The sequence below is a fragment of the Arthrobacter sp. YD2 genome (assembly GCF_030410475.1).
GTDB classification, from domain to species: domain Bacteria; phylum Actinomycetota; class Actinomycetes; order Actinomycetales; family Micrococcaceae; genus Arthrobacter_B; species Arthrobacter_B zhangbolii.
Map to the genome: position 1 here is coordinate 313,009 of NZ_JAUHHB010000003.1, position 16,446 is coordinate 329,454.

At 65.8% G+C, this 16,446-nt stretch carries 15 protein-coding genes and 1 pseudogene; 11 read left to right on the forward strand and 5 right to left on the reverse strand.

Annotated elements, in window-relative coordinates:
• The first annotated feature begins 282 nt into the window (after positions 1-282).
• Positions 283-1,005 carry a TIGR03089 family protein gene (locus tag QWJ37_RS12415; protein WP_227904231.1) on the forward strand — a complete coding sequence of 241 codons (723 nt, stop codon included), beginning with the start codon at positions 283-285 and terminating at the stop codon, positions 1,003-1,005.
• A gap of 211 nt (positions 1,006-1,216) precedes the next feature.
• On the opposite strand, the pseudogene QWJ37_RS12420 reads toward QWJ37_RS12415, so the two are convergent.
• Positions 1,217-1,702, reverse strand: a pseudogene (locus tag QWJ37_RS12420) (GtrA family protein); the annotation flags it as partial.
• A gap of 229 nt (positions 1,703-1,931) precedes the next feature.
• Here QWJ37_RS12420 and QWJ37_RS12425 point away from each other — a divergent pair.
• From QWJ37_RS12425 to manA, 4 genes are read left to right on the forward strand one after another with little or no spacing between them, the layout of a single operon-like run.
• Positions 1,932-3,050, forward strand: a complete 1,119-nt coding sequence (locus tag QWJ37_RS12425; protein WP_231716091.1) for a 5-(carboxyamino)imidazole ribonucleotide synthase — start codon at positions 1,932-1,934, stop codon at positions 3,048-3,050.
• Positions 3,051-3,053: 3 nt separating this feature from the next.
• A complete protein-coding gene (gene purE / locus QWJ37_RS12430) occupies positions 3,054-3,584 on the forward strand; it encodes a 5-(carboxyamino)imidazole ribonucleotide mutase (protein ID WP_227904229.1) in 531 nt (176 codons plus the stop codon).
• Between the two features lie 9 nt (positions 3,585-3,593).
• Positions 3,594-5,243 carry an LCP family protein gene (locus QWJ37_RS12435; protein ID WP_290245434.1) on the forward strand — a complete coding sequence of 550 codons (1,650 nt, stop codon included), beginning with the start codon at positions 3,594-3,596 and terminating at the stop codon, positions 5,241-5,243.
• Between the two features lie 48 nt (positions 5,244-5,291).
• Positions 5,292-6,605: a mannose-6-phosphate isomerase, class I gene (gene manA / locus QWJ37_RS12440; RefSeq protein WP_290245435.1), complete on the forward strand. Its 1,314-nt coding sequence runs from the start codon at positions 5,292-5,294 to the stop codon at positions 6,603-6,605.
• Between the two features lie 80 nt (positions 6,606-6,685).
• Here manA and QWJ37_RS12445 read toward each other — a convergent pair whose 3' ends face one another.
• Positions 6,686-7,714, reverse strand: a complete 1,029-nt coding sequence (locus QWJ37_RS12445; protein ID WP_290245436.1) for a peptidoglycan bridge formation glycyltransferase FemA/FemB family protein — start codon at positions 7,712-7,714, stop codon at positions 6,686-6,688.
• Positions 7,715-7,812: 98 nt separating this feature from the next.
• Here QWJ37_RS12445 and QWJ37_RS12450 point away from each other — a divergent pair, with 98 nt between their 5' ends.
• Positions 7,813-8,664, forward strand: a complete 852-nt coding sequence (locus QWJ37_RS12450; protein ID WP_227904225.1) for a tryptophan-rich sensory protein — start codon at positions 7,813-7,815, stop codon at positions 8,662-8,664.
• Positions 8,665-8,721: 57 nt separating this feature from the next.
• Here the strand turns inward: QWJ37_RS12450 and glpX are convergent, their stop codons facing one another.
• Positions 8,722-9,762 (reverse strand): class II fructose-bisphosphatase, encoded by a 1,041-nt coding sequence (gene glpX, locus QWJ37_RS12455; RefSeq protein WP_227904224.1) that lies wholly within the window; start codon positions 9,760-9,762, stop codon positions 8,722-8,724.
• 164 nt (positions 9,763-9,926) lie between these two features.
• On the opposite strand from glpX, the gene QWJ37_RS12460 reads away from it, so the two are divergent.
• From QWJ37_RS12460 to QWJ37_RS12480, 5 genes are all read left to right on the forward strand, one after another.
• On the forward strand, positions 9,927-10,535 hold the full coding sequence (locus QWJ37_RS12460) for a DUF4245 domain-containing protein (RefSeq protein ID WP_290245437.1): 609 nt from the start codon (positions 9,927-9,929) through the stop codon (positions 10,533-10,535).
• A gap of 52 nt (positions 10,536-10,587) precedes the next feature.
• Entirely contained in the window at positions 10,588-11,250 is a 663-nt protein-coding gene (locus QWJ37_RS12465; protein WP_227904222.1) for a carbonic anhydrase, read from the forward strand.
• 53 nt (positions 11,251-11,303) lie between these two features.
• Complete coding sequence (locus tag QWJ37_RS12470) at positions 11,304-12,725, forward strand: class II fumarate hydratase (RefSeq protein WP_290245438.1); 1,422 nt, start codon at positions 11,304-11,306, stop codon at positions 12,723-12,725.
• 110 nt (positions 12,726-12,835) lie between these two features.
• Positions 12,836-13,564 (forward strand): TetR/AcrR family transcriptional regulator, encoded by a 729-nt coding sequence (locus QWJ37_RS12475; protein ID WP_227904220.1) that lies wholly within the window; start codon positions 12,836-12,838, stop codon positions 13,562-13,564.
• The gene (locus QWJ37_RS12480; protein WP_290245439.1) at positions 13,561-15,315 is read left to right on the forward strand and encodes an MDR family MFS transporter; all 1,755 of its coding nucleotides are present in this window, start codon (positions 13,561-13,563) and stop codon (positions 15,313-15,315) included. The genes QWJ37_RS12475 and QWJ37_RS12480 overlap by 4 nt, the downstream gene beginning before the upstream one ends.
• A 100-nt stretch (positions 15,316-15,415) precedes the next feature.
• Here QWJ37_RS12480 and QWJ37_RS12485 read toward each other — a convergent pair whose 3' ends face one another.
• On the reverse strand, positions 15,416-15,898 hold the full coding sequence (locus tag QWJ37_RS12485) for an NUDIX domain-containing protein (protein ID WP_290245440.1): 483 nt from the start codon (positions 15,896-15,898) through the stop codon (positions 15,416-15,418).
• Between the two features lie 5 nt (positions 15,899-15,903).
• Positions 15,904-16,425, reverse strand: a complete 522-nt coding sequence (locus tag QWJ37_RS12490; protein ID WP_227904217.1) for an A24 family peptidase — start codon at positions 16,423-16,425, stop codon at positions 15,904-15,906.
• Positions 16,426-16,446 lie beyond the last annotated feature (21 nt).

Here is a 16,446-nt window from a genome sequence, read left to right on the forward strand (position 1 = left end):
AGCAAATCCGATACCTAATTACACGTGTGTAATACGGCTCCGTCAAGCTGTTCAGGCATCCTATAGAGTTCAATCGGCAGATGCGGGGAACGCCACGCCCGGGATTTTCTTCATTTTCCCGGCGCGTCGGACTTTACACCCGGCACGCCGGCAGCCGGAACTTTTTCGGCTGCCCCGGACTTTTCCCGTGCGGCCACGTGCAACGGCCTTCGCTGAAGCCCGGCAGCCCGCAGTACGGCACTTCGAGAGCAGTACGGCACTTAGAGAAAGAGGCTCCACCGAATGACGACGTCCGCAGTAAGCACCCTCCTGTCCAACCTGCGCACCCGGCAGGCCACCTCCCCTGCGCTGATCTGGTACGGCGACGCCGGGGAGCGGATCGAGCTGTCGGGGAAAGTCCTGGACAACTGGGTTGCCAAAACCTCGAATTTCCTGATGGATGAACTGGATGCCGAGCCCGGCATGCGCGTCCGGTTGGATCTGCCCGTGCATTGGAAGACCCTGGTGTGGGTGCTGGCAGTCTGGCAGACCGGCGGCACCGCGGTGCTGGGTGATGGCGGCACGGCGGCAGAAGTGACGGTGACCGATTCACCTGAACCCGATGCGCAGGGCACGGTGGTCGCAGTGGCTCCGGGGGCACTGGACCTCTCGTTCCCGGGGGACCTGCCTGCCGGCGTGGTGGATTATGCCGCCGAGATCCGGTCCTACGCGGACACCTACGTATCAGAAGGAGCACCGGAGGCGGCCGGGGCGGCCCTGGAGGTGCACGCCGCAACGGCGTCGGCGGAACTCAGCGGAACCGTAACCTATGCTGCACTGCCCGTGAAGGCGGAGGATGGATCGGCCGAGGTCCTGCTGGCAGCCTCAGCTGACTTGCCCCTGGTCCTGGCCGAAGCGCTGCGGATCTGGGCGGCGGGCGGCTCCGTGGTGCTTACCCCGGCCGGCACGGAGCCCGGCGAACGGCTGCTCGCTTCCGAGCGGGTGACTAGGCGTTTGGAGGCCTGACAGGGTTCCCGGTCCGGGTGTTTTCCGGAGCCGGGGACTCGGCAGAGGCGTTGTTGAGGGCACCGGTGTTCAGCGCACCCGTGTTGACCACTCCGGCGTCGACGGTGCCGCGGTGGCCCGTGCCGGCTTCGGACCCCGGCGCCGGACCGTCTTCGGTGCGGGGAACGCCGACGGCGCGGGCGCCGCGTGCCGGGCGCTGGGCTGCCGGCTCTTCCAGGAGCTCGTAGTCCTGCTCGAACCCGGGTTCCTGGTCCAGTTCGGCGTTGAAGACCCAGAACCGGTAGGCGAAGAAGCGCAGCACGGTGGCCACGCAAATGCCGAGTACACCGGCCAGGAACAGCAGGTTCTTGTCCTGGATTCCCATCGGGTACCGGGCCACCCAGGTAAAGCCGGTGGAAATCAGGATGCCCACACCGTTGATGAGGACAAACAGCCCCAGTTCGCGGGCAACTTTGTTCTGGTTCCGGCGGCGCCGGAAGGTCCAGTAACGGTTGGCAACCCAGGAGAACAGGGTGGCGGTCACCGCACCGACGAAACGGGCCTTGACCTCGCTGCCGGACATCGGCCCGTGCATCAGGAAAAGGGTCAGGCCGTTATCGATGACGAAGGCCATCGCACCTACGGTTCCGAACTTGGCAACTTCCCGCCAAAACAGGGAAACAAGGCCCCGAAGACGGGATTGCAGCGATGTAAACATGACCCTCCGAGGCCGATCGGTGACAGCGGCCGGTAGAGACGGCGACTGCCCATAGCCGTCGCGCGGACGCACGGCGGTCAAGAGGCGATCTTACCGCTCCTTGGTGGGTGTTTGCTTGGTAAGGCCAAGGACAGCGGCGTAGCAGAGCGGGATCTGCAGGCCTTTTCGGTACCCTTAAGGCGTGGATTTTCCAATTATCGGTGTGATAGGCGGCGGCCAGCTCGCCCGGATGATGGCCCCGGTGGCCACAGAACTCGGATTCGAGCTGCGTGTGCTCGCCGAGGCTCCCGACGTGTCGGCCGTTGCCGCAGTGGCGAATGCCACAGTCGGCGACTACCGCGATCTGGCAGTTCTTGCCGACTTCGCCGCCGGCGTGGACGTGCTCACCTTCGACCATGAGCATGTGCCCGGAGAACACCTGCACGCCCTCGTGGAGAAGGGGATCAACGTGCAGCCCGGTCCGAACGCGCTCCTGCATGCCCAGGACAAACTCGTGATGCGTTCGGCCGTGGACCGGCTCGGCCTGCCCAATCCCCGCTGGGCGGAAGTGTCCGACGTCCGGGCCCTCACCGCGTTCGGTGACACCACAGGCTGGCCCGTGGTCCTGAAAACCCCCCGCGGCGGGTATGACGGCAAGGGCGTCCGGATTGTGGAGGATGCAGCCGCGGCCCTGGACTGCACCGACTGGTTCGGCAACGGCCCGCTGCTGGTTGAAGAAAAGGTCCCGTTCAGCCGGGAGCTGTCCGCGCTGGTTGCCCGCACCCCCGGCGGCAGCAGCAGGGCCTGGCCCGTAGTGCACTCGATCCAGGTGGACGGCGTCTGCGACGAAGTGATCGCTCCCGCCCAGGACCTGGACCCGGAGATAGCGGCCGCGGCGGCAGCAGCAGCCCTGCGCCTGGCCGAAGAGCTGAACGTTACCGGCGTCATGGCCGTGGAGCTCTTCGAAACACCCGGCCGTGGCTGCGGGTTCCTGATCAATGAACTGGCCATGCGCCCGCACAACTCCGGCCACTGGACCATGGACGGCTCGGTGACGGGCCAGTTCGAGCAGCATCTGCGGGCGGTCCTGAACCTGCCTCTGGGTGACACAGCTCTGACAAGTGGTGCGGCCGTGATGAAGAATTTCCTCGGCGGGGAGAACAGCGACCTGTTTTCCGCCTATCCCCTCGCGCTGGCGGCGGAACCCGCCGTCAAGGTACACACTTACGGCAAATCAGTGCGTCCGGGACGTAAGATCGGCCACGTTAATGTCATCGGCAGCACCGACGAGCTTCCCGCTCTTCGGCGCAGTGCCGGCCGGGCAGCGGCCATTATCCGTGACGGCCGCGACCCCATGAAGGAGAACTGAAGCATGCCCCACCGTGCAACCACGCCGCTGGTCGGCCTAGTGATGGGGTCCGATTCCGACTGGCCCGTGATGGACGCAGCGGCGGCGGCACTGGCTGAGTTCGACATTCCCTACGAAGCAGACGTGGTGTCCGCGCACCGTATGCCCGAGGACATGCTTGATTACGGACGGAACGCGCACCGGCGCGGGCTGCGCGTCCTTATTGCCGGCGCCGGCGGCGCAGCGCACCTGCCGGGCATGCTGGCCTCGGTAACGCCTCTTCCGGTGATCGGCGTACCCGTGCCGCTGAAGTACCTGGACGGCATGGATTCCCTGCTTTCGATTGTCCAGATGCCGGCGGGGGTTCCCGTGGCAACCGTCTCGATCGGCGGGGCACGCAATGCCGGCCTGCTGGCAGTCCGGATGCTCGCCGCGGGAACCGACCCGCTGGCCGCACGGCTGCAGGAACAGCTCATCGATTTTGCCGGTGCCCTTCGCCAGACCGCCATGGCCAAAGGTGCCGCACTGCGGGCGTCACTGACCGGCACGGACTAGGCGCCGGCAGTGAACGAGCATTCTGCGGCACCCGGTGCGGGCACCTACACCGACCCTGTCCGTTACCCCCAGTCCGCACCCCCCGCCGTACGCACCAAGCGGGCCTTCATCCTTCTGCTCCTGACCCTGGTGCTTCCCGGTGCCGCGCAGGTGGTGGCCGGTAACCGGAGGCTCGGCCGGCGTGCCCTCCGGGTGACCTTCACTGTCTGGGCGCTGGTCATCGCGGCGGTCATTGTCGCCCTGGTCAACCGGGCACTGGCCATCGACGTCCTCACCCACGGCTGGGCGTCCTTCCTGATCATGATGGTCCTGGCCCTCCTGGCGGTGGGCTGGGCACTGCTGTTCCTCAACACGCTGCGCATCATCCGCCCTCCCCTGCTGCAGCGCGGTGCACGCCCCATGGTTGCCGCAGCCCTCGTAGCCCTGATGGTCCTGACCAGCGGCAGCCTCGCCTACGGCGCATACCTGCTCAACGTCAGCCGACAGACCTTCGGATCGATTTTCGCCTCCGGTCCGTCCCTTGATCCCGTTGACGGACGCTACAACTTCCTGCTCATGGGCGGGGACGCCGGCGAGGACCGCACCGGACTCCGGCCGGACAGTATCTCCATGATCAGCGTTGATGCCAAAACCGGCCAGCCTGTCACCTTCAGCATTCCCCGCAACTTCCAGAACGCCCTGTTCCCGACCGACTCCCCGCTGCACGAAATTTACCCGGACGGGTACAACTGCGGCGACGAATGCATCATCAACAGCCTGTACCAGACCGTGACCGAGAACTACGCGGATCTCTACCCGGGCTCCGCCGACCCGGGTGCAGAAGCCATGATGGACGCCGTCAGCGGCATCCTGGGACTTGATGTCCAGGGCTACGTCATCGTGGACATGGATGGTTTCTCCACGCTCATTGATGCAATGGGCGGCATCACCATCAACGCCGGAGGCTGGGTACCCATCACCGCCGGGGAAATCCCGGGCACCAACCGGCACTACCCGCCGGACGGCTGGATCCCGCCGGGCACGCAGACCATGGACGGCTACCACGCACTCTGGTACGCCCGCTCACGCGAATTCGTCACCGATTACCACCGCATCTCGCGGCAGCAGTGCGTCCAGCAGGCCATGGTGGCGCAGATGGACCCTGCCACGCTGCTGACCCGGTTCCAGGCCATTGCCTCGGCGGGCGAGCAGATCGTCAGGACCGACCTCCCGCAGGACCAGCTCGGCAGCTTCGTTGACCTGGCGCTCAAGGCGAAGAACCGGACCATGGAGCGGATGACCATCGGTCCCCCGGACTTCGGAAGCGCGGCGGACAATTTTGTTACGTATCCGGACTTCAACCTGATCCACGCCCGGGTCCAGGAAAAGCTGGCCGCCTCCAATCAGCCTGCCGCACCCGCCGAAGAACCGGCTCCTCCCGCCGGGGAGGCCGCACCGCAGGAAGCCGCACCGCAGGACGGCTCCGATGCGGGGATTGACTCCGGCGCGGACACCGGGGGAACAGACGGCGAGGCCGCTGACGGCACAGCCATTGTGGAACCCCCGCAGGCCGAAGAGCCGGCGATCACCGTCGAATACCTCCAGTACCTGGCGGAAATCCAGGACGACGCAACCCTGGGTGCACTCCTGAACAACAACGGCGAGTGCAGCCCGGGGTAACCCGCACCCTGCGAGCATCCCATTCCAACCAGCAGCCGAAAGAGACCCATGTACCTGCTCCGGAATACCATTCGACCCTACGCATGGGGATCCACCACCGCGATGGCCGGGCTTTTCGGCCGGGAGCCGTCCGGTGAGCCTGAGGCAGAGATGTGGATCGGCGCCCACTCCGGCGCACCGTCCGTTCTGGTACCTGCCGCCGAGGGCGCGCAAACCCTTGATGAGCTGATCTCTGCGGATCCCGGCCCCACGCTGGGCCCGGACATCGCCGCACGCTTCGGTGGCGAACTGCCTTTCCTGGCCAAGATCCTGGCTGCCGGCTCCCCGTTGTCCCTGCAGGTCCATCCCACTCCGGACCAGGCCGCTGCCGGTTATGCCGCCGAGGAGGCCGCCGGCGTGGACCGTGGCGCCCGGGAACGCAACTACAAGGACCGCAACCACAAACCCGAAATGATTTTCGCTCTGACGCCCTTCGAGGCGCTGTGCGGCTTCCGGGACCCGGACGATGCAGCGGAGCTTTTCCGCACCGTCAACCGGGCGATCGACGGTGCCGGACGTCAGGTTCCGGACCTGCTGGAATGGATCGTTGCCGAGCTATCCTCCGGCCATCCGGCCCCGGAGCGGCTGCGCTCGGTGTTCAGCACTTTGATTGCCGACGGCGACGAGGTGCACACTGCCGTTGAGCTGGCAGCGGCGGCAGCAGCGGTGACCGCCGATGGCGGCGCCTACGCCCGGGAACTGGCCACCGTGGCAGAACTGCACGGCTTCCATCCCGGCGACCCCGGGGTTCTGATCTCGCTATTGCTCAACCGCGTATCGCTGGAGCCCGGCGACGCCGTGTATCTGCCTGCCGGCAATGTCCACGCCTATCTGAGCGGGCTGGGTGTGGAAGTCATGGCTTCCTCGGACAACGTGCTGCGCGGAGGGCTGACCTCCAAGCACGTAGACGTCCCCGAGCTGCTGAAAACCGTGGATTTTCATCCCGTGGGCATTCCCTCCGTTGCTGCGGAGCGCACCGGCGCCGGGCAGGAACTCTACCGCCCGCCGTTCGAGGAATTCCAGCTGCAGCGGCTGCAGCTGGCGTCCGGTCCGGACTCGGATGCGGCCCCCGTACCGGTGGCGCAGAACGGGCCCGCGGTCCTGATTGTGGTGCGCGGCAGCATGCTGCTCTCCTCCCCCGCGGGGAGCCTGGTCCTCGAAGCGGGCCAGAGCGCGTTCCTGCCGGCCGCGGATGCGCCCGTGACCGCTGCTCTCGCCACGGACTCCGCCCAGCACGACGACGGCGCGCTGGCGTTCGCCGTCACGGTCGGGTCAGTAGTCAGCCAGGAAAGTGGCGAGCCGACCCTGGACGTGTCGGTCTAAGCGGACTCCCTCCCGCCGTCGGATGCCGTGCGGCTGTGGTTCGGTTCCCGGGGAACGGAGCCGCCGCCGCACGGCGATGGCTAGCGCCCGAGGCGCCCCTTTAGTCCTGCGAGGAGCGTGCGTGCCTTGCGCATCCCTGACTTGGCCAGCGGAAGCGCGGAGGAAAAGACGGGATAGAGCGGTGACAACGGCTTGTCCCAGGTGCCTGCCAGCTGGTCCTCGTGCTTGGCCCACCCCATCTTGAACTTGGACACTCCGTCATTGAGCAGGCCGTTGAAGTCATAACGGGTGATGCCGCGTTCCTTCATGTCGGAAATGGCGTGCCATTTCAGGGCGTAGTTTGCCCGAAGCCGCTCCCCTTCCTCGGTCATGCCGCCGTAGAGCTCAAAGGAGGTGTAGCCGCTGGTGGACAGCCAGAGGAAGGCCACGACGTCCTCGCCCTTGAACGCGGCATACACCGGGGAATCTTCGCCCAGGTGGTCGAAGATGTCCAGGTAGTAGGAATCTTCGTGGATCCCGAAATTCGCCCGCTGGGCGGTGAGCTTGTAGACGGCCAGGCACTTGGCAATCTCCTCGCGGGTTACCCTCCGGTAGTCCAGGTCCTCGCGTCCGGACTTGCGGATGTACTGCCGGTGCTTTTTGCTCATGTCCCCGGAGAGCTCGTCCAGGCTCCGCCGGAGGTCCAGGATCAGGGTCCGGCCAATAAGGATGGTGTTATCGCTGCTGCGGTAGCCCAGGCCCGGCAGGCCGGCGGCCAGCGGCCCTTCAGCGTCCCAGTCGGGTTCGATGGACAGCGCGACGGCGTGATGGGTGTTCTTTACGTACCCGCCCACCGCGTCCAGGACGTCCAGTTCCCGTCCCGGCAGTCCCTGCGGGCCGCGCGGGATGTAGGCCAGGGCCCGGAAAGGGAAGGGCAGGGCGCGAAGCAGCACCTGCGCGCTGCCCAGCACAGTCCCCGCTTCATCTGTGACGAGGACCCGGTCAACGCGCCAGCCATGCTGGGCTTTGGTTTTTCCCCAGCCCCACAACTGCTGGGGGTGTCCGCTGAAGCGGTTGACGGTTTCATTCCAGGAAGCGGCATCGGAGCAGGGGGTAACGCGCAGTGTCATGCCTTCCAGCCTACTTCGCCGTGCCGCAGGGCTCCGAAACGGTATGCGGCACCTTTCAGGGGACTGCGCTCTGCAGGCCGGCTTTGTTACGGTCGACTATGAGTACTGAAGCTTCCAGCCCCCGTACAGCGCGAACCGGTTACCGTGGACCGGACCTCGCCCGCCAAATCACGGTGACGGTCTGCTTCCTGGTCTGCATCGTGGGTTCCATGATCGGAGTGGGCGTGTTCGGAGGCACACCCATCGCGGAGGCAGCCGGCGGCGCCCTCAGCGCCGACGCCACCTATCTGGCTCCGGCCAGCCCCGCATTCTCCATCTGGTCCGTCATCTACACCGGCCTGGGCCTCTACACGCTCTACCAGTGGTTCCCTTCCCAGCGCAGCTCAGACCGCCAGCGTTCGCTCGGCTGGCTGGTGGCGGCGTCCCTTCTGCTCAATGCCGCGTGGATCCTCACAGTGCAGGCCGGTGCGGTAATCCTGAGCGTGGTGGTGATTGTTTTGCTGCTGGTTGTCCTGGCGGTCTGCTTCCGCCGGTATGTCACCACACGCGCCGGCCGCAGCTGGCCGGAGTGGATTGCCGTTGACGGCACGCTGGGCCTCTACCTCGGCTGGGTGTGCGTGGCCACGGCAGCCAATACCGCCTCCGCCCTTACCTCGGAAGGATTCCGGGGATTCGGGATAGCGCCCGAGATCTGGGCCTGGGGTGTCCTGGCCGTGGCGGCCGGTATTGGAGTGGCGCTGGCTGCCGCAGGCCATGGCCGCCTTGCCCCCGCGGCCTCCCTGGCCTGGGGTTTGGCCTGGATCGCCGTCTCCCGGCTTAACGGCGGGCTTGAATCGACGTCGACGGCGGTGGCCGCCATCGCTGCCGCCGCCGTTGTGGTGCTGGCGACGGTCCTGCTGCGCGTCCGGCGGGGCGCCCGGGATTCCGGGGCGCAGCAACGAACAGCCTAAAAAACAGCAGGCGGCCGGGGAATTCCCCCGGCCGCCTGCTGTTTGAGCCCGCGTGGATTAGTTGGAGCGGGCGTAGGACTCCCATTTGTGCGCCTGGTGTTCGCCGTCCACCACGCGGATGGTGCCGGACTTGGAGCGCATCACGATGGACTGGGTGAGCACGCGGTCCTTCTTGTAGCGCACGCCGCGCAGCAGGTCACCGTCGGTGATGCCGGTGGCCGCGAAGTAGCAGTTGTCGCTGGTGACCAGGTCATTGGTGGTCATCACGCGGTCGAGGTCGTGTCCGGCGTCGATCGCCTTCTGCTTCTCGTCATCGGAGGTGGGCCACAGGCGGCCCTGGATGACGCCGCCCAGCGTCTTGATGGCACAGGCGGTAATGATGCCTTCGGGGGTGCCGCCGATGCCCATCAGCGCATCAACGTCGGTACCTTCGCGTGCGGCCGCAATGCCGCCGGCAACGTCGCCGTCCATCAGCATCCGGGTGCGGGCACCGGCGTCGCGGATTTCCTGCACCAGGGGCTTGTGCCGGTCGCGTTCCAGGATCATCACGTTGAGCTGGTTGATCTTCTTGCCCTTGGCCTTGGCGATCAGGTGCAGGTTCTGCTTGACCGGCAGGCGCAGGTCCACCATGTCGGCTGCCTCGGGCCCGGTGACCAGCTTTTCCATGTAGAAGACCGCAGACGGGTCGAACATGGTGCCGCGTTCGGCCACGGCAAGCACTGCCAGGGCGTTGTTGATGCCCAGGGCGGTGAGGCGGGTGCCGTCGATCGGGTCCACCGCCACGTCGCACAGGGCGCCGGTGCCGTCACCCACGTGCTCACCGTTGTACAGCATGGGGGCTTCGTCCTTCTCGCCTTCACCGATGACTACGACGCCGTTGAAGTGGACGGTGGAAATCAGGGAACGCATGGCGTCGACGGCAGCGCCGTCGGCTGCGTTCTTGTCACCGAAACCCACCCAGTGGCCGCCGGCAATGGCCGCGGCCTCAGTGACACGGACCAGCTCGAGGGCCAGGTTCCGGTCCGGCTCGGAGTCCCCGACAGCCAATGCGGGGGAAAGAGTTGAGTACTGGGCACCTTTGGACACGTCAAACCTCATCTTCGAAATTTCGATGTAAACCGTCTGCGGACACCGGCTAAGGAGCAGAAGGCGTTTGTCCGATCATAGTCTGCGTGTTCAAAGCCACCACCCCGGGCACGGACCGGAGCACGGCGAACGGGTGCGAAGTAGGACTTCTTACCCGTATAAGCGATCATGGAGGGGTGAGTGAAACGCAACCGGATCCAAAGCAGCAGACCAACACTTCCGAACCGGAAACAGTGACTCCGGTCCTGACCGGCAAACAGGCCAAACGTGCCAACGCCACGGTCATGGGGATGCTGATCGCCACCGGGCTCACACTGGCGCTGTGCCTGGTTCCGGTGCTGATGAACCCCGCCCCCAAAATGCAGGCGCGGGACGTTGATGTGGCAGCTGTTGCCAACCAGGCCGCCGGCGATGCCGGTTACAGCCCGCTGGCTCCGGAGCTGCCCGAAGGCTGGACAGCGAACTATGCACGCTGGAACACCGGAAGCAATGACGGCGTAGCCACCTGGGAGGTGGGATATCTCACTCCCTCGACCGAGTTCATCAAACTGGTCCAGACGGACGCCGCCAACCCCACCTGGCTCTACCAGAGCACCGGCGATTCAACTGTGGCCGGTGAGCGCCCGGCCGGCGGCGTGACCTGGGAACTGCGGGACTCAAAGAACGGTGAGGCAGCCATGGTGGCCGACGTCGAAGGCCAGACCGTGGTGTTGTCCGGTTCCGCTGACCTGAGCGAGTTTGATGTCCTCGCCGAGCACGTGGTCCGGGAGCTTCGCGGCAACTGACCCCGCCGTCACTTTCCCCGCCGGCCGGGTCCGGTGGAGTAACCTCGAAAACGTGGAATCAGCAACCGGAAGAACATTCACCCCCGCACAGGCCTGGCAGAAGCTGCGTGAAGGCAACGAACGCTTCGTCGCAGGTACCGCCAACCACCCGAACCAGGACGCCCCGCGGCGAAGTTCCCTGGTCAATGAACAAAACCCTTTCGCGGTCATCTTCGGCTGTTCCGACTCCCGCCTTGCTGCTGAAATCATTTTCGATCTTGGCCTTGGCGATGCCTTTGTGGTCCGCACCGCGGGCCAGGTCATTGATGACGCCGTCCTCGGATCCCTGGAATACAGCGTGGGAACCCTGGGCGTACCGCTGATTGTGGTCCTTGGACATGACAGCTGCGGCGCCGTGACCGCAGCCAAAGCCACCGTGGAAACCGGCGAAATGCCCGGCGGCTACGTCCGCTCGCTCGTGGAACGCATCACGCCGTCCGTACTGGCGGCCCAGCGCAAGGACCTGCACGACGTCAACGACATGGTGGTGGAGCACACCAAGCAGACGTCCGAGCTGCTGGTGGAAAGCTCCCGCACCATCTCCGACGCGGTGGATGAGGGCCGGGTTGCCGTCATCGGCCTGTCCTACCGGCTGGCCGAGGGACGCGCAGACCTGGTCTCCGGTTTCGGAGCCCTGGAGCACCCTGCCGTGCAGCGCTCGGCAGCGCCCAAGTAGCAGTGCGTACCGTGGTTTCAGCTGCAGCGCCCGGGCAGATTAGGCTTGGGGGCATGACTTCTGACACCTCCGATTACCGCATCGAACACGACACCATGGGTGAGGTCCGCGTCCCGGCCTCCGCCCTCTACCGCGCCCAGACCCAGCGCGCGGTGGAGAACTTCCCCATCTCCGGCACCATGCTGGAACCCTCGCACATCGAAGCGCTGGCCCGGATCAAGAAGGCCGCTGCCACTGCAAATGCTGAACTGGGTGTGCTCGACGACGAGCGTGCCCGCGCCATCGAAAAGGCCGCCGACGCCGTCGCCGCCGGCACCCACAATGGCCAGTTCCCCATCGATGTCTTCCAGACCGGTTCCGGAACCTCCTCGAACATGAACACCAACGAGGTCCTGGCCGAACTCGCCACCCGCGCACTCACAGAGGCCGGCAGCGAGACCACCGTGCACCCGAATGACCATGTGAACGCCTCGCAGTCCTCCAACGATGTGTTCCCGACCTCGGTGCACGTTGCTGCCACCTCGGCGCTTATCAACAACCTGATCCCGGCCCTTGAGCACCTGGCCGTGTCGCTGGAGCGCAAGGCCGAGGAATTCAAGGACGTGGTCAAGTCCGGCCGCACCCACCTGATGGACGCCACCCCGGTGACCCTCGGCCAGGAGTTCGGCGGCTACGCGGCCCAGGTCCGTTACGGCATTGAACGCGTCCAGGCTTCCCTGCCCCGCGTGGCGGAAGTACCGCTGGGCGGCACCGCCGTCGGGACCGGCATCAACACCCCCGCGGGCTTCCCGCAGCGAGTGATTGAACTGCTCGCCAAGGACACCGGCCTGCCGCTGACCGAGGCCCGCGACCACTTCGAGGCACAGGCCAACCGGGACGCGCTCGTCGAGGTCTCCGGCATGCTGCGCACCATCGCCGTTTCCTTCTCCAAGATCGCCAACGATCTGCGCTGGATGGGTTCGGGCCCCAACACGGGCCTGGGCGAAATCGCCATTCCGGACCTGCAGCCGGGTTCCTCCATCATGCCGGGCAAGGTCAATCCGGTCATTTCCGAGGCTGTCCTCCAGGTCGCAGCACAGGTTGTCGGCAACGACGCCGCCGTGGCCTGGGCCGGCACCTTCGGCTACTTTGAGCTGAACGTGGGCATTCCGGTCATTGCCGCGAACCTGCTTGAGTCCATCCGCCTGCTGGCCAACTCCTCGCGTGTGATGGCTGACAAGATGATCGACGGCATCGAAGCCAACGTTGAGCGCGCCCGTTACCTTGCCGAGGCCTCCCCCTCCATCGTGACCCCGCTGAACAAGTTCATCGGCTACGAGAACGCCGCAAAGATCGCCAAGTACTCGGTCAAGGAAGGCAAGACCATCCGCCAGGCCGTGGAAGATCTCGGCTACCTTGAGCGCGGCGAACTGACCGTTGAGCAGCTGGACAAGGCACTGGACGTCCTCTCCATGACCAAGCCGCCGCAGGCCTAGTTCCATCCCGGAGGCATCCGGGAAGCAGCTTTCCGAGTTGTTTCCCGGATGCCTTTTTTGCGCCCGAAGACTATTTGCACTCTATGGCCCAGAGTGTAAAACTTTACCTCGTGAAGAATAGTGCAGAGATGAGCGGCGGCCTGCGGGAACGGAAACGGACCGCTACAAAACTCGCCATCATCAAGGCTGCGCGGTCCCTGACCGCCGCGCACGGGGTCAACGGCTTCACCGTCGAGGAGCTATGCACGGAAGTCGGCATTTCGCGGCGCACCTTCTTCAATTATTTCCCGGCCAAGGAGGACGCCATCCTCGGCTCGCCGGCGGATGAAATCCCCGCTGACCTGGCCGAAGCCTTCATTGCCGGCGGGCCTGCCGCCGGCAGCAGCACAGGCTCCCTTTCCGACTCCCTGCTGGCGGACTTCCTGGACTTTGCCGTCGCCCTGATGGACCGGATGACCATGTCACGGACCCAGATGACAGCACTCCAGGACGCCGTTGCCGCCGAGCCGCGGCTATTGCAGAAAATAATGCACGGCACCAGGGACGCCGAGGACACCTTCGCTGCGATCCTGTCCGCCCGCGAGAAAGTGCCGGCAACGGATCCCCGCATCCGGGCGGCGCTTGGTTTGTTCAGCTGCCTCACCCAACGGGCCGGACCGGCATTCTTCGCGCCCGGCAACACCCTGTCCTACCGGTCCCTCCTCACGGAGGAGGCTGCCACCCTGCAGGATCTGCTTGCCGGCATGACGCCGGTGACCCGGGATTCCCTTCCCGCGGGTACCTTCACCCCAACTCCCCCACCGACTCCCCCACCGCCCTCTCCCAAGGACCACCCATGACCACCACCGCAGCGCCCGCGTCCGGGCCGCTCCTGCTGACCCAGAGACGCATCTGGATCATCTTCTCCGCCCTTATTGCGGGCATGCTGTTGTCCAGCCTGGACCAGACGATTGTCTCCACTGCCATGCCCACGATCGTGGGTGAGCTCGGCGGCGTCGAGCACCAGACCTGGATCACCACCGCCTATCTGCTGGCCACCACCATCGTGATGCCCATCTACGGCAAGTTCGGTGACGTCCTGGGCCGGCGCAACCTGTTCCTCTTCGCCATCGCCCTGTTTACCGCAGCATCCGTGGGCTGTGCCTTTGCCACGGACTTCTGGGGTTTCGTGGTCTTCCGCGCCATCCAGGGCCTGGGCGGCGGCGGTCTGATGATCCTCTCGCAGGCGATCATCGCCGACATTGTGCCGGCGAACCAGCGCGGCAAGTACCTGGGCCCGCTGGGCGGCATCTTCGGCCTGTCCGCCGTCGCCGGGCCCCTGTTGGGCGGTTTCTTCGTGGACCACATGACATGGCAGTGGGCGTTCTACATCAACATCCCCATTGGCATCATTGCCTTCCTGATCGCCTTTTTCACCTTGACCCTGCCGAGCAAAAAGGCGCAGAAGCGGATCGACATCGGTGGCGTGGTTTTCCTGTCCATCGCCACCACCTGCCTGATCTTCTTCACCGACTTCGGCGGACGGGCTGACCACGGCTGGTCGGATCCGCTCACGCTCGCCTTCGGCGCCGGAATGCTGCTGGCTGCCCTGATTTTCGTCATGATCGAACGCCGGGTGGAGGACCCGATCATTCCGCTGGGCCTCTTCAGGAACCCCATCTTCGTAAACAGCACCGCCATTGGCTTCACCCTGGGCATGGGCATGTTCGCCGCGCTGGCCTTCGTCCCGACGTTCCTCCAGATGTCCACAGGCACCTCGGCGGCTGTCTCCGGCCTGCTGATGCTGCCCATGATGGTGGGCATGATGGGTACCTCCATCTACTCCGGCCTGGCGATTACCAGAACCGGGACGTACAAGAAGTACCCCATCATGGGTGCAGCGCTTGTTATTGCCGCAATGCTCTGGATGACCACGCTGTCCGCGGACACCCCGGTCTGGGTCATCTGCGCCCAGCTGTTCGTTTTCGGCGCCGGCCTGGGCTACATCATGCAGGTAGTGGTGCTGGTAGTGCAGAACTCGGTTCCCGTGGACCAGATCGGCACCGCGACCTCCAGCAACAACTACTTCCGCGAAGTCGGCGCCTCTCTGGGTGTGGCCATCTTCGGCGCGATGTTTACGTCCCGGCTCGCTGAGAACCTGAAGGAAACCTTCGCCGGGGCGGGGCTCGACGCCTCTGCTGCAGGCGAGGCAACAGCAACGCTGCAGCCGTCGGTCCTGAAAACCCTCCCCGAGCCGCTGCAGGAGGGCATTGTTACCGCCTACGCGGATTCACTGGCGCCGGTGTTCTGGTACCTGATTCCGTTCCTGGTGATTGCCCTGGTGCTGGCCCTCTTCCTCAAGCAGATTCCGCTCTCGGATGTGGCCGGCATGGTGGCCCGCGGCGAAGCAGTCGGCGGGCCCGAAGCGGACCGGCTGGAAGCCGAGCGGCTGGCCGGACTCAAGTCCGGCACAACCGGCAGCGACGCCAGTGCCGGCCGTGCCGCCCCGGACGCCCCGGACGGACCGGACGGACCGGACACGCAGGACGCTGGCACACAGGACGCTGGCACACGGGCCCCGGATAACCCGTACCGCGATACCGGCCGCTGACCTTAATCAGCCGGACGAACCGGGGAAGTCCGGTGGCAGGGTCCGTCCGGCCGCACCTTCAGGGTGCGGCCGGACGGGCCCTGACGCCTTCCCGGGGTCTTTACCCGGCGCCCTGGCCTTCGAACACCGGTATGCCGTTGGAGGACTGCGCCAAAGCGATGAGCATCCGGTGCCGTTCACTCAGGTCCGGCAGGGCGGCGAGGGCATACCAGCCCACGTCGGTGGACTCGTCGTCGTTAACCCGCGCCGCTCCACTGACGTACCGGCAGCTGAAGGCAAGGTTCAGGAACGAGCAGACGTCCCCGTTGGGAAAGGTGACGGGTCCGTGGGCGCCCACATGGATCAGGTGCACCAGTTCAGCGCGGACGCCGGTTTCCTCCTCGACCTCACGCAGTGCCCCCGGGCCCGGCTCCTCGCCGGGGTCCAGCATGCCGGTGATCAGCGTCCATCGTCCGTCGTCGGCACGCCGGCCCAGGAGCACCTCGTGGTCTTCGTTGAACACCACTGCGGTCACGCCGGGAAGCCAGAGCGGATCGTGTCCGATCCGCTCCCGCAGGGTCAGGACAAACTCAGGGGTAGGCATGGTTTCTACTGTAGGCCAGGGGCCAGCATGGCCACCGCAGCGCCCAGGAACAGGAACGGGCCGAAGGGCACGGCGGTCCTCCCGGTTCCACGCCGGCTGAGGATCAGTCCCGCTCCCCAGAGGCCTCCGGCGACAAAGGTGGCCACCACGCCCGCGAAGACGTGCCCTGCCCCCAGGAAACCCAGGTACAGCCCCAGCAGCCCGGCCAGCTTGACGTCCCCGAACCCCAGTCCCGCCGGGTTCAGCAGCCGGAGGGCAAAGAAACCTCCCCACAGGGCTGCAGAGCCCACCAGCAGCCCGCCCACCCGCTCCGGCTCCCCCGCAGCCAGCGATGCCCCGCCCAGGAGCAGCCCGGCGGCGGGATAGGACGGCAGGATCAGGACATTCGGGAGCCTGCGCGTACGGATGTCCGCCAGGCTCAGGCGAACCGCCAGGACACCGAACCAGCCCAGCGCCAGGCATAGCAGCAGCGCCGCGGCCGCGCCGCCGGCGCCCGCAGAGCTGTATTCCGCCAAAACCCCCAGCATGGCCATAACCTAGCCCAGCCC

Coding starts and splice junctions, on each gene's coding strand:
- QWJ37_RS12415 (WP_227904231.1), top strand. CDS start 283: ATGACGACGTCCGCAGTAAGCACCCTCCTGTCCAACCTGCGCACCCGG.
- QWJ37_RS12425 (WP_231716091.1), top strand. CDS start 1,932: ATGATGGCCCCGGTGGCCACAGAACTCGGATTCGAGCTGCGTGTGCTC.
- purE (WP_227904229.1), top strand. CDS start 3,054: ATGCCCCACCGTGCAACCACGCCGCTGGTCGGCCTAGTGATGGGGTCC.
- manA (WP_290245435.1), top strand. CDS start 5,292: ATGTACCTGCTCCGGAATACCATTCGACCCTACGCATGGGGATCCACC.
- QWJ37_RS12445 (WP_290245436.1), bottom strand. CDS start 7,714: ATGACACTGCGCGTTACCCCCTGCTCCGATGCCGCTTCCTGGAATGAA.
- QWJ37_RS12450 (WP_227904225.1), top strand. CDS start 7,813: ATGAGTACTGAAGCTTCCAGCCCCCGTACAGCGCGAACCGGTTACCGT.
- glpX (WP_227904224.1), bottom strand. CDS start 9,762: ATGAGGTTTGACGTGTCCAAAGGTGCCCAGTACTCAACTCTTTCCCCC.
- QWJ37_RS12470 (WP_290245438.1), top strand. CDS start 11,304: ATGACTTCTGACACCTCCGATTACCGCATCGAACACGACACCATGGGT.
- QWJ37_RS12480 (WP_290245439.1), top strand. CDS start 13,561: ATGACCACCACCGCAGCGCCCGCGTCCGGGCCGCTCCTGCTGACCCAG.
- QWJ37_RS12485 (WP_290245440.1), bottom strand. CDS start 15,898: ATGCCTACCCCTGAGTTTGTCCTGACCCTGCGGGAGCGGATCGGACAC.
- QWJ37_RS12490 (WP_227904217.1), bottom strand. CDS start 16,425: ATGCTGGGGGTTTTGGCGGAATACAGCTCTGCGGGCGCCGGCGGCGCG.